Source organism: Micromonospora sp. AMSO1212t, assembly GCF_008868145.1.
GTDB lineage: Bacteria > Actinomycetota > Actinomycetes > Mycobacteriales > Micromonosporaceae > Micromonospora > Micromonospora tulbaghiae.
Window position 1 is genome coordinate 14415 of sequence record NZ_WBKS01000018.1, and the last position, 12021, is coordinate 26435.

Genomic DNA, 12021 nt, shown 5'->3' on the forward strand with positions numbered 1-12021 from the left:
GATGGACCCGCGAGGACGGGACCACCGGCCCGCGCCCGTACGCGTGGGCTACGTGACCCTGTGCCGGGACCGGCGAGGCACAGTCACGGCGCCGGCCGCGGCGCCGCGATCGGCCCGCGCTTGGCCCGCTGGATCTGCTCGTAGACGCGGGTCCGCAGTTCGGTGAACCGGGGCAGAGCCCGGGTGGTGAGCTGATCGCGCTCCCGCGGGAGGTCGATCACGAGGTCCTCCTGCACCCGGGTCGGTGCGTTCGACAGGACGAGCACGCGCTGGCCCAGATACACCGACTCGTCGATGTCGTGCGTCACGAACACGGTGGAGATGCCACGGGTCAGGTGCAGTTCGCGGACGAGGTCCTCCAGGTCCGCGCGGGTCTGCGCGTCCACGGCGGCGAACGGCTCGTCCATGATCAGCACGTCCGGCTGGTAGGCGATGGCGCGGGCGATCGCCACCCGCTGCTGCATCCCGCCGGAGAGCTGCCACGGATGGCTGCGCGCCGACTGCGGCAGGCCGACCGCGTCGAGGGCGTCGGCGACCGCCCGGGCACGTTCGGCGCGGGACAGCTTCTTGTGGCGAAGCGGCAGCTCCACGTTGCCCCGGACCGTCAGCCACGGATACAGGCTGCGGCCGTACTCCTGGAAGACCACCGCCATCGCCGGGCTCGGGCCCGTCACCGGCGATCCCTCCATCTCGACGAGGCCGCTGGTGGGCCGGAGCAGCCCGGCCAGGCATTTCAGGAGCGTGGTCTTCCCGCAGCCCGAGGGTCCGACGATGCAGAGCAGTTCGCCGGGATCCATCGTGAAGCTGAGATCCCCGATCGCCTCGACCTCGCCCCGGCCGGACGCGTACACCTTCCGCAGGTGCTCGACCCTCAGCAGGGGGCTCCCGTCAGCCACGGTTGACCTCCTTCATTCCGTGGTACCAGCGCAGGACGCGGCGTTCGACGACACCGAAGGCCACGGCGAGGAAGACGCCGATGAGGCCGAGCAGCAGGATGCCGCTCCACATCTCGGCGATGAGGTAGTTCCGCTGGAAGTAGGCGATCCGGTAGCCGAGACCGGCGGACGACGCGAACATCTCCGAGATGACCATGAGGATCAGGGCCACCGAGAGCGCCTGCCGTACGCCGGTCATGATGCGCGGACTCGCCGCCGGGAGGATCAGCAGCCACAGCCGGTCCCACCGGGAGATCCGGAACGAGTGCGCGGTCTCCATCATCACGCTGTCGGTCGCCCGGACGCCCTCGATAGTGTTCAGCAGGATCGGCCAGATCGCGCCGGACACGATGACGACGACCTTCATGGTGTCGGTGATGCCGAGCAGCAGCATGGCGACCGGAATCAGCACCGGTGGCGGAATCGCGCGGAAGAACTCCAGCAGTGGTTCGAGGATCTCGCGTAACGGGCGGAGCCGGCCGATGACGACGCCGGCGGCGACGCCGAGGAGGACCGACGCGAACAGGCCGATCAGGAGCCGGTACAGGCTCGGCAGGACGTCGTCGACGAACGCCGGGCCGATCCAGGTCTGCCGGAACGCGTCGAGGAGGGCGCGGGGGCCGACGAGGAAACGGTTCGTCGACCGGGTGGACCAGACGGCCCAGAGCCCCACGGCCAGGACGGGAAGCCCGACCGCGAACAGCACGTTCTCGGCGACCCGGACGCCCAGGTCGCGGGGACGGGCCCGGCCCGCGCCGAGGGCGGTCACCGGGCCGCCTCGTCGGCGAGCACCGACTGGTGCCAGGCCAGCGAGCGGCGTTCGACGAAGCGGAACACGACGTTCACCAGCAGGCCGAGGACCCCGGTGACCACGACGAGGCCGTACAGGCCGACGGCGTCCCCGGAGGAGCGGGACAGCTCGATCATGCGCCCGATGCCCGGGTTGCCGATCACCATCTCCGCGGTGACGGCCAGGATGAGTGCGACGGCCGCGCCGAGGCGCAGCCCGGTCATCAGGTACGGCAGGGCGGTCGGAAGGACGAGGTAGCGCAGCCGCTCGGCGCGGGTGAGGCCGAAGCTCCGCGCGGTGTCCCGGGCGACGGTGTCGACGTCGGCGACGCCGTAGATCACCTGCACGAACACCTGCCAGAACGCCGCGTAGACGATGATGACGAGCGCGGCGCGCATCTGCAGGCCGAACATCAGCACGGCGAGGGGGATCAGCGCGACCGACGGCACCGGCCGCAGGAACTCGACTGTCGTGTGCGTCGCGCGACGCAGGAACGGCACCATCCCGACCACGGTCCCCAGCGCGAGGGCCGCGAGCGTCGCCAGTGTCAGGCCGATCGCCCAGGACGTCATGGTGAGCCGGAGCCGCCGCCAGAACGCCAGGTCGCGGACCTCCTGGAACAGCCACCCGAACACGTCCGTCGCGTACGGCAGGTCGTGGGGGTCGGCCAGCCCCAGTGTCGGGATCAGTTGCCAGACGACGAGGAACCCCAGCAGACCGGCGGCGCCCAGCAGGATCTTGCGCATCGGCCGGCTACTGCTGCTGGATGAGGCGGTCGAAGTCGGGTCGCCGGTCGAGGACGCGGTACTTCTGGGCCAGCGTCGCCAGTTGCTCCAGGCCGGCCCGGTCGAGCTCCCACCCGAACGCCGGGAGCCGTACCGAGTCCGCCACCGGCTCCGGAAGCTCGAGGTTGTCCTTGATGGCCTGTCGGAGGTCCTTCTCGTTCGCCGGATCCTTGGCCCAGGTGAGCGTCTTCTTCATCGCCGCCGAGAAGTCCGCGACCAGCTCGGCGTCGGAGTCCCTCAGCTTGCTCGACGTGATCGTCGTCAGGGTGGTGAGCCCGGGCACGGTGGCCTGGTACGGGGCGACAACGAGAACGTCACCGCGCTTGCGCATCTGGGTGATGAACGGCTCGGTCACCCAGGCGGCGTCGATGTTGCCGGCCGCGAGCTGGGCCGGCGCGTCCGGGAAGGCCACCTCGACGAACTTCACCTTGGCGGGATCGCCGCCGTCCTTCTCGACCGCCGCCATGATCGTGACGTCGCCGGCCGCGCCCAGGCTGTTGACCGACACCTTGCGCCCCGCGAGCTGGGCCGGCCGGGTGATGCCGGACTTCGCCGACGCGACCACGGCGTTGATGTCGTCACCGTCGGCATAGGACGACGCGTAGTTCCCGATGATCACCACACCGAGGTTCTGCAGGTCGGCACGGAACGGGCCGAACGGCTGACCGATGGCGAAGTCGATGTCGCCGTTGATCAGCGCTGGGATGGCCTGTGCGCCGCCCTGTGCGGGCACCACCTCCACGTCGAGCCCCTGCTCCCGGAAGATGCCCGCCTTGATGCCACCCCACAGCGCGGCGGTCTCGCTGATCGGCAGCGCCGCCACGCGGACCTTCCGCAGGTCGCCGCTCGCCCCGGGGGACGGATCGGTGGCGTCGGAGTCCGTACAGCCGGTCAGGGCGATCGTGAGGCCGGCGAGAACAGCGAGGGCGGTGACCTTCTTCATGGACGAGCCCTTCCGTGCGAAGCGCTGGTGCATCCGGAGGAGTGAGGGCCGGCGAGGAGAGGTGAACCATCCGACCGCGTCGATCAGCGTCATGCAGAGATGATTGATTGTCAAGAATTCCGATAAGGCGAATCGCAATGCGGGACGAGTGGTCGGCCTCGATGTGAATACGTCTTGACGCGTGACGATTTTGTGACCAAACTGTGTGGTTGGTGGTGCGGCGGCGGAGGGAGCGACGACTTGGCGATCGTGATCGTGGGCGCTGGTATCGGTGGCCTCACCACCGCGCTCAGCCTGCATCGGGCCGGCTTCCGGGACATCGCCGTCTACGAGCGCGCCGCCGCGCTGCGCCCACTCGGCGTCGGGATCAATCTGCTTCCGCACGCCGTCCGAGAGCTGACCGAATTGGGTCTCGGTGAACGCGTGGAAAGGCTCGGCGCCGCCCCCGGCACATTGGCGTACTACAACCGGCACGGTCAGCAGATCTGGAGCGAACCCCGCGGGCTGGACGCCAGATATCGCTGGCCGCAGCTTTCCGTGCACCGCGGCCGGTTCCAGATGGAACTGCTCACCGCCGTGCGGGAACGGCTGGGGGCCGACGCGGTGCGCACCGGGCACCGGCTCGTCGGCGTCCGGGACGGCGTCGCCCGCTTCGAGACCGCAGCGGGGGAGGCGAGCGTCGCGGGCGACCTGATCGTCGGAGCGGACGGCATCCACTCCGAGCTGCGCCGGCACCATCAGCCCGGCGAGGGGCCGCCGATCTGGAACGGGCTGACACTGTGGCGGGGCACCGCTCGGGCGCCCGGATTCCTGGACGGGCGAACCATGATCATGGCAGGGGACGCGGAGCAGAAGTTCGTCGCGTACCCGATCGGCGCCGGCCTGATCAATGTCGTCGCGGAGCGGCGCGGGCCCGGTTTCGCCGGGCCGAACGCGGACTGGAACCGGGCGGTCGACCCCGCGCCGGTCGTCGCGCTCTTCGCGGGCTGGCGTTTCCCGTGGCTCGACGTGCCGGAACTGCTGGCCGCCGCCGACGAGATCCTCGAATACCCCATGGTGGACCGCGACCCGATCGACACGTGGACCCACGGGAACACCACGCTGCTCGGCGACGCGGCGCACCCGATGTATCCGAACGGCTCCAACGGGGCGTCGCAGGCGATCCTGGACGCGCGCACCCTCGCCTTCCACCTTGCCACCGCGCCGACGGTCGGGCAGGCGCTCGGCGCCTACGAGGCGGATCGGCGTCCGGCGACCACAGCGCTCGTGTTGAGCAACCGGCGGCAGGGCCCGGAACAGGTGATGGTGCTCGCCCGCGAGCGCGCGCCGGACGGGTTCGACCACATCCACGACGTCATCCCGCCGGAGGAGCTCACCGAGATCGCCACCGGGTACAAGAAGGCGGCCGGCTTCCTGCCCGCCGACCTCAACGAACGGGCCTCCCTGACGCCGACGGTCTTCTCGGGCGTCCTGCCGTGACCGGCTCGGAAGCGACCGAGCTGGACGCCGCGCGACTGGCGTCGGTGATCTCACCGCTGCGCCGCACGCTGCTCGCCGCCGCCCGGGCCGCCGAGCACCTGCCGGAGATCCCGGACGCGCAGATCGAGATCGTGCGGGCCCTGCCCCGGGGCACCGTCTCCGGTCCCGGTGAGCTGGCCGAACGGCTCCGCCTGAGCCGCTCGACGGTCAGCAACCTGCTCACCACGATGGAGGGCAAGGGTCTCGTCGAGCGCCGTCCCCGTCCCGGCAACCACCGCCACGTCGACGTCCTCGCCACCCCGAAGGCCCTCGACCTGTTCGACCGCTTCGACCTCGCGAGCGGAGACCTGGTCGCCCGCGCCGCGGCCACCCTGCCCGCGGCGGACCGGGCGGCCCTCGCCGCCGCGGTGCCCGCGCTGGAACGCCTGCGCGACGCCCTCGCACAGACCAAGGACACCCCATGAGTACGCGCCGACCCGCCGGTCCGGGGCCGTTGCGCGCCTTACCGGTTCCCGGTCTGGAGGCCGCGTTCGAGGTGGAGGCCCGGCTCGGCGCGCTGGAGGACCACGGGACGACCCGCGCGGGCCACCGTCGCGTCGTGCCGATCGTCGGCGGCCGGGTCACCGGCCTGTTCGAGGCCGACATCCTTCCCGGCGGTGCCGACTGGCAGGTGGTCCGCCCCGACGGCGCGATCGAGATCGACACGCGCTACTCGGCGCGCACCGCGGACGGCGGTCACGTCTACATCCGGACGTTCGGCGTCCGCAGCGGACGCCCGGAGGTCCTCGACGCGCTGCTGCGCGGCGAGGAGGTCGACCCGGCCGAGTACTACTTCCGGCTGGGCGTACGACTGGAGACGTCGGTGCCCGCGCTGGCCGTGCTGGAGCAGTGCGTCTTCGTGGCGTCGGCGATCCGCGAGGCCGACCGGGTGCGCTACACCGCCTACCGCGTCACGTAGGTGTGAGCCGGCACCGCGCGAGGATCCGGCGGCTCACCTGATCGTCATGTAGGCCAGGGCACGCTTGTCCGGCTTACCGCTCGGCGCCACCGGAACCCGCTCGATCGGCTGGATGCTCTGCGGGACCGACGCCTCGCCCAGCGCCTCCGCCACCAGCGCGCGCAGCCGCCCGGCGTCCGGCACGCAACCGGCGGCCGGCACCACGTACGCGTGCACCGCCTCCCCGGTCACGTCGTCGGGACGGCCGACGACGTACGCCTCGGCGACAGTGGGGTCCGCGGCGAGGATCCGCTCGATCGGGCCGGCGTACACCAGGTTGGCCTGCACGATGACGACGTCCCGGATCCGGCCGAGCAGGTGCAGGTAGCCGTCGCCGTCCAGCCGGGCCAGGTCGCGGGTGCGGACCCAGCCGTCCACGAACACCTCGGCGGTCTCGACCGGATCGTTCCAGTAGGCGGCCGACTGCGCCGGTGTCCGGACGAACAGTTCCCCCTCGGAGGCGGGACGGCCGTCGGCGTCCCGGATGGACAGCGTGGTCACCGGGGGAGGCCGGCCGACCGAGGCGAGCGCGGCCGGGGACGCCAGCATCTCCGCCGGCGTCACCATTGTGATCATGCCGGTCTCGGTCTGGCCGTAGCCGTGGAAGACGACGGGGCCGAGCACGTCGAGCGCCTCGGCGAGCCGGCCCGGTGGGAGCGGGGAGCCGGAGACCAGCAGGGCCCGCAGGCTGCTCAGGTCGGCCGGATCGGTGCGCTGGTCCCGCACGAGCTGGTTCAGCTTGCCCACGGTGATCACGCTCGCGGTCGCCCGGTGCCGGGCGATCATTCCCGGGAAACCGGGGGGCCGGGCCGCGACCAGGGTGCCACCGGCGGCCAGGGTGAGGATGCCGTACTCCAGCATCACCTGGCTGCTGAGCGAACCGAAGACGAGATAGCGCTGGAGCCGGGTGGCGAGGTCCGCGACCGCCGGCGGCCAGCGATCCGGGTACGGCGCCCAGGCCGCGCTCATCGCCGCGTACGTCTGCGCGCAGCCCTTCGGGCTGCCGGTGCTGCCGCTGGTCCAGATGATCCGGGCGACGTCGTCCGGGCGTCCGGCGGCGATCAGCGGCCTTCCGTCGTCGGGGGTCCGCGCCAGCTCGGCCGCCCGCGCGTCGTCGACCAGCAGCGTGGTGCCGCCGAGCTGCCAGGCGCGGTGCGCCGGGCTCAGGTCGGGGCGGATCCCGGAGACCCGGGCGCCGACCGCGAACGCCGCGATGATCGTCGCGAACGCCTCCGCGGTGACGCCGAGCCGCAGGGCCACCCCGACCCCGACGCCGACGCCGGCGGCACGGAGGCCGGCGGTGATGCGACGGACCATCCGGTACAGCTGGGCGGTGGTGACGGTCCGGTCGCCCTCCTCGAAGACCGGCCGGTCGTCGCCGGCGGCGAGCAGGTCCAGCACGGGCTGGGGCCAGACCTCAGCCGGCATCGGAGAGGACGCCCTTGACGAAGAGCACGAGCGGCTGGTGGTGGACGTCCGGCAGGTTCCAGTGGTTCTCCAGGTTCTCCGCGAGGTGGTGCACCGCGACGACCCGGCCGCCGCGGTGCACCCGGACGACCGGGTGCAGGTAGCTGGCGTCGTGCGCGTGCGCGGCGTCGTTCTCGGCGATCCGCGGCACCGTGATGTCGAACGGGTCGACCTGGTCGTGGTCCGGCCCGTACTCCAGGGTGACCACGAACGCGAACGGTTCCGGGCCAAGGCCGCCGTCGTGCAGGTACGCGACCGGCACCTCCTCGTGGTATCGCGCGGTGTCGCCGGAGACGACGACGACATCGCCGAGGACGGCGAACTGCTGCCACAGCGCCGAGGTGCGGTTGATCCGGGCGATGATCGCGTCGGTGATCGCCTCCGGCGTGACCTCCAGTGGCGTGGCCGGCCAGGGCGTGTCGTGGTGGCGGGCGTCGAGGATCCGGTGCAGGGCCCGCACGCCGTACCGGAAGCCGTGGATGAACCCGTTGGTCGAGCGCTTGAAGTCGCGCTGCTGGGTGAGGGTGCCGGCGAAGTACAGGCCGGGGACGTTCACCGACTCGTACGCCGAGGTCTGCTCGGGGAAGCGGTCGTTGATGACGAGCCGGGGCCGGGCGGACGGGTCGAAGATGCTCGCGTCGAACCGGAATCCGGTGCAGAGGATCACCCGGTCGTAGTCGATCTGCCGGATCGCCTCGACCGTGCGGGCGTACCGGAAGTCGATCCGGTAGCCGCCGTCGTCGCGCCGGGCGATCCGTTCCACGGTGCCGTCGAGGACCGCGTTCTGCGACTTGAGCTGGTACGTGTCGAGGAAGTTGTTGTTCACCGCACGCAGGTGCCCGACGTAGTGCGACTGCCACGCCAGCTTGACCGAGTGCGGGCCGGCGACGTGGATGACGGCTGCGGTCTCGACGAGCGCGTCAGCGGTCTCGAAGGTGGAGTTGCCCTTGCCGATGATGAGGACGCGCTGGTCGGTGAAGTCGTCCGGGTCGACGCTGACGGTGTCGTACCGTTCGGCGAGTTCGGCGCCGTCGATCGGCGGGACGTACAGCTGGGACACGCCGGTGGCGACGACGACGCGGCGGGCGGTGAGGGTGTCGTCGCCGGCGTGGACGGTGAACAGGTCGCCGTCGCGCGCGACCCGGGTGACCCGGGTGTCGTACCTGACCCGCAGGCCGCGGGCGAAGTCCGCGAGGTAGCGCACCAGGTCCGCGGCGTCCGGGAAGTAGCGCCGGCTGTAGTTCTTGAACAGCAGCGCCGGATCGTCGGTGAGCAGTGAGTTCCAGTCCGCGCGCAGGTTGAACTCCGGGTCGTCGGAGCCGGTCCAGACCTTGTTGATCGAGATGAGTTGCCGGTGCCGGGGATAGGTGGTGAAGAACGTGCCCGGCGTCGGGCCGGCCTCCAGGACCAGATGGTCGCGGCCGTCGCGCTCGAGCAGGTGAGCGAGCTGCAACCCGGCCGGTCCGGCTCCGATGATCAGATAGTCGAGCGTCATGCGCCGCAACGTAGCGACTCGATCTCAGAGCGTTCTGAGAATTCGTCTCTAGGGTCCGATCGCATGACGACAGAGGTGGACCTCGATGTCCCACTGCGGATCGCGGATCTCCGCGCCGCCCGTGACCCGATCAAAGTCGTGGTCGGACCGCAGGTCCGCGACCGGGTCACGGCCGCCCGTACGTTCCTGTCCGCGGTGCTCGGCGGCGACCGCGCGGTGTACGGCGCCACCACCGGCTTCGGCGCCCTCGTCGGGTACGCGGGCCGCGCCGACCTGCGCGACCAGGCCGACAACACGCTCGCCCACCTCGGCGCCGGTCAGGGCCCGGACCTCGACCCGGAGGTGGTCCGCGCGACGCTGCTGCTGCGGGCCGGTTCACTGGCCCGCGGCGCGTCGGGCGTGTCCCCGCACGTGATCGACGCCCTCGCGGCGGTGCTCGCGACCACCTTCGTCCCCGCGATGCCCCGGCTGGGCTCGGTCGGCGCCAGCGGTGACCTGATTCCGCTCGGCGCGGCAGCCCAGGCGTTACGGGGTCGCGGCCACGCCTACCTGGACGGGGTACGGATGCCCGCGGCCGAGGCGCTGAAGCTGGCCGGGCTCGAACCGCTGCCACTGGACGGCCGCGACGCCCTCGCCCTGGTCAACGGCACATCCCTGACCACAGCGGCGACAGCGCTGGCGCTGCACGCGGCCCGCGCCGGCCACCGGGCGGTCCAGGTGCTCACCTGCCTGCTCGCCGATCTGCTCGGCAGCGACACGCAGTTCCTCGACGCCCGGCTGCTGGCCGCGTACGGCCATCCGGGCGCGATCGACGTGGGCGCGCGGATGCGGAGGATCAGCGACGGACTCGTCGCGTCGGGCGGGCGTCCGCTGCAGGAGCCGTACAGCATCCGCTGCACGCCGCAACTGCTCGGCGCGGCCGAGGACGCCCTGCGCCACGTCGACGCCGTGGTGGCGGCCGACCTCGCGAGCGTCACCGACAACCCGCTGTTCTTCCCCGACGACGACCTCGTGGTGCACGGCGGCAACTTCTTCGGGCAGCCGGCCGCGTTCGCCGCCGACGTGCTGTCGATGGTCGTGGCGCAGGTCGGCAACCTCGCCGAACGGCAACTGGATCTGCTCGTCGACCCGAACCGCAACGGCGGCCTGCCGCCGATGCTGGCCGCCGGCCCGGGACAGCAGCACGGGCTCCAGGGCGTGCAACTGGCGGCGACCGCGCTGGTCACCGAGATCCGCCGGGACACCATGCCCGCGAGCATGCAGAGCGTGCCGACCAACCTGCACAACCAGGACGTCGTCCCGCTCGGCACCCAGGCCGCGCTGCGGGCGCTGGACCAGGCCCGGCTGCTGCATCTCGTCGTCGGGTCGCTCGCGCTGGGGCTGCGCCAGGCGGCGTACGTGGGTGCGCGTACGCCGACCGCGTCCGGCTGCGCCGGGGCGCTCGCCGCGGTGGCCGCGGCCGTACCGCCGGTCGACCCGGACCGGCCGCTTGACGGTGACGTGCGCCGCGCGGCCGACGTGATCGCGGATTTCTCCGTTTCTTTCTCCTGAGAGTGGGCGCACATGACGCTTGACTACCTGATCGTCGGGGCCGGGCCGGCGGGCCTGCAACTCGCGGCTCTGCTGGAGGCCGACGGCAAGCGCGACTATCTGGTCCTGGAACAGGCGGACATCCCGGGGGCGTTCTTCGCCACCTTTCCCCGCCACCGGCAACTGATCTCCATCAACAAGCCGCACACCGGCTCGGACGACCCGGAGCTGAACCTGCGGCTGGACTGGAACTCACTGCTCAGCGACGACCCGGCGCTGCGGTTCACCGGCTACACGGAGCGGTACTTTCCCGACGCCGACGTGATGGTCCGCTACCTGGCGGACTTCGCCGCGAAGACGGGGGCGCGGGTCCGGTACGACTCCCGGGTGACGTCGGTCCGCAAGGTCGACGGACTGTTCGAGGTCCAGGCGGGGGAGGAGGTCTTCCGGGCGCACCGGCTGATCGTCGCCACCGGCGTCTCCAAGCCGTACCGGCCGGAGGTCCCGGGGCTGGAACTCGCCGAACAGTACGCGGAGATGTCCGTCGACCCGCGCGACTACCTCGACCAGAAGGTGCTGATCATCGGCAAGGGGAACTCCGCGTTCGAGACCGCGGACAACCTGATGGAGACCACCGAGCTGATCCACCTGGCCGGGCCGAGTTCGGTTCGGATGGCCTGGCGTACGCACTACGTGGGGCACCTGCGCGCGGTGAACAACAACTTCCTCGACACCTACCAGCTGAAGTCGGCGAACGCGATCCTGGACGGCGACGTCAGACGCATCGAGCGCGACGGCGCCGGTTTCACCGTGACGTTCTCGTTCACCCGCGCCGACGAGGTGGTCAAGGAACTGCGGTACGACCGGGTGCTCGCCTGCACCGGGTTCGCCTTCGACGCGTCCATCTTCGACGACACCTGCCGTCCGCAACTGGCGATCCGGGACCGCTTCCCGGCGCAGACCCCGGAGTGGGAGTCGGTGAACGTACCCGGCCTCTACTTCGCCGGCACGATCAGCCAGGAACGGGACTTCAAACGCTCGACGAGCGGGTTCATCCACGGCTTCCGGTACGCCGTCCGGGCGCTGCACCGGATCCTGGAGCGACGGTACGGGGACACGCCGTGGCCGGCGGAGAAGCTCGACGCCACCCCGGCGCTGATCACCGACGCCGTCGTCGCGCGGGTCAACCGCACCTCCGCCCTGTGGCAGCAGTTCGGCTTCCTCGCCGACGTGGTCACGGTGGCGGGCTCCGACGCGCGCTACCACGACGAGGTGCCGGTCGAGTACTTCACCGGCACCGGCCTGCGTACCGCTGACCACGACTACACGGACGCCTTCGTCGTCACCCTCGAGTACGGCCCCGAGCACGATCAGGTGGATCCGTTCGACGTCACCGTCAGCCGGGTCGCCCAGGACGTCCCCGGTCAGGCCCACGACGCCGCCTACCTGCATCCGGTCGTCCGCCACCACCGGGCGGGCCGGGTCGTCGCCACCCACCACCTGGCGGAGAACCTGGAGAACCGGTGGGATCGGCCGGAGACCCACGTCGTCCCGCTGGTCGCGTTCGTCGACCGCTGCCTGAGTGGCGTCGAGGGCTGAG

Annotated in this window: 11 protein-coding genes; 5 read left to right on the plus strand and 6 right to left on the minus strand. The window is 71.3% G+C overall.

The genetic code is table 11. The features are described 5' to 3' along the window. Positions 1-83 precede the first annotated feature (83 nt). From F8279_RS07815 to F8279_RS07830, 4 genes are read right to left on the minus strand one after another with little or no spacing between them, the layout of a single operon-like run. Positions 84-896: an ABC transporter ATP-binding protein gene (locus tag F8279_RS07815; protein WP_091424938.1), complete on the minus strand. Its 813-nt coding sequence runs from the start codon at positions 894-896 to the stop codon at positions 84-86. After that, the gene (locus F8279_RS07820; RefSeq protein ID WP_091424940.1) at positions 889-1704 is read right to left on the minus strand and encodes an ABC transporter permease; all 816 of its coding nucleotides are present in this window, start codon (positions 1702-1704) and stop codon (positions 889-891) included. Before F8279_RS07820 ends, F8279_RS07815 begins: the two co-directional genes overlap by 8 nt. After that, positions 1701-2471 (minus strand): ABC transporter permease, encoded by a 771-nt coding sequence (locus F8279_RS07825; RefSeq protein WP_091424942.1) that lies wholly within the window; start codon positions 2469-2471, stop codon positions 1701-1703. Before F8279_RS07825 ends, F8279_RS07820 begins: the two co-directional genes overlap by 4 nt. 7 nt (positions 2472-2478) lie before the next feature. Continuing rightward, complete coding sequence (locus tag F8279_RS07830; protein WP_225853185.1) at positions 2479-3546, minus strand: ABC transporter substrate-binding protein; 1068 nt, start codon at positions 3544-3546, stop codon at positions 2479-2481. Between the two features lie 156 nt (positions 3547-3702). Here F8279_RS07830 and F8279_RS07835 point away from each other — a divergent pair, with 156 nt between their 5' ends. The 3 genes from F8279_RS07835 to F8279_RS07845 are packed head-to-tail and all read left to right on the plus strand — an operon-like array spanning position 3703 to position 5890. Further along, positions 3703-4932, plus strand: coding sequence for a flavin-dependent oxidoreductase (locus tag F8279_RS07835; RefSeq protein WP_225853189.1), 1230 nt, complete (start codon positions 3703-3705; stop codon positions 4930-4932). Further along, positions 4929-5396, plus strand: coding sequence for a MarR family winged helix-turn-helix transcriptional regulator (locus F8279_RS07840; RefSeq protein WP_091424947.1), 468 nt, complete (start codon positions 4929-4931; stop codon positions 5394-5396). Before F8279_RS07835 ends, F8279_RS07840 begins: the two co-directional genes overlap by 4 nt. Next, a complete protein-coding gene (locus F8279_RS07845; RefSeq protein WP_091424950.1) occupies positions 5393-5890 on the plus strand; it encodes a DUF3237 domain-containing protein in 498 nt (165 codons plus the stop codon). The genes F8279_RS07840 and F8279_RS07845 overlap by 4 nt, the downstream gene beginning before the upstream one ends. A gap of 33 nt (positions 5891-5923) precedes the next feature. On the opposite strand, the gene F8279_RS07850 is transcribed toward F8279_RS07845, so the two are convergent. Then, positions 5924-7357 carry a class I adenylate-forming enzyme family protein gene (locus F8279_RS07850; protein WP_151499504.1) on the minus strand — a complete coding sequence of 478 codons (1434 nt, stop codon included), beginning with the start codon at positions 7355-7357 and terminating at the stop codon, positions 5924-5926. Beyond that, positions 7347-8891, minus strand: a complete 1545-nt coding sequence (locus tag F8279_RS07855) for an NAD(P)-binding domain-containing protein (RefSeq protein ID WP_151499505.1) — start codon at positions 8889-8891, stop codon at positions 7347-7349. The genes F8279_RS07850 and F8279_RS07855 overlap by 11 nt, the downstream gene beginning before the upstream one ends. Positions 8892-8954: 63 nt before the next feature. Between F8279_RS07855 and F8279_RS07860 the strand changes: the two genes are divergently transcribed. After that, positions 8955-10442, plus strand: a complete 1488-nt coding sequence (locus tag F8279_RS07860; RefSeq protein ID WP_151499506.1) for an aromatic amino acid ammonia-lyase — start codon at positions 8955-8957, stop codon at positions 10440-10442. 12 nt (positions 10443-10454) lie between these two features. Then, positions 10455-12020 carry an NAD(P)-binding domain-containing protein gene (locus F8279_RS07865; RefSeq protein ID WP_151499507.1) on the plus strand — a complete coding sequence of 522 codons (1566 nt, stop codon included), beginning with the start codon at positions 10455-10457 and terminating at the stop codon, positions 12018-12020. Position 12021: the final 1 nt, after the last annotated feature.

Excerpts from the sequence above, each read along its gene's own strand:
- F8279_RS07825 (WP_091424942.1), bottom strand. The coding sequence starts at position 2,471 with ATGCGCAAGATCCTGCTGGGCGCCGCCGGTCTGCTGGGGTTCCTCGTC.
- F8279_RS07830 (WP_225853185.1), bottom strand. The coding sequence starts at position 3,546 with ATGACGCTGATCGACGCGGTCGGATGGTTCACCTCTCCTCGCCGGCCC.
- F8279_RS07845 (WP_091424950.1), top strand. The coding sequence starts at position 5,393 with ATGAGTACGCGCCGACCCGCCGGTCCGGGGCCGTTGCGCGCCTTACCG.
- F8279_RS07850 (WP_151499504.1), bottom strand. The coding sequence starts at position 7,357 with ATGCCGGCTGAGGTCTGGCCCCAGCCCGTGCTGGACCTGCTCGCCGCC.
- F8279_RS07855 (WP_151499505.1), bottom strand. The coding sequence starts at position 8,891 with ATGACGCTCGACTATCTGATCATCGGAGCCGGACCGGCCGGGTTGCAG.
- F8279_RS07860 (WP_151499506.1), top strand. The coding sequence starts at position 8,955 with ATGACGACAGAGGTGGACCTCGATGTCCCACTGCGGATCGCGGATCTC.
- F8279_RS07865 (WP_151499507.1), top strand. The coding sequence starts at position 10,455 with ATGACGCTTGACTACCTGATCGTCGGGGCCGGGCCGGCGGGCCTGCAA.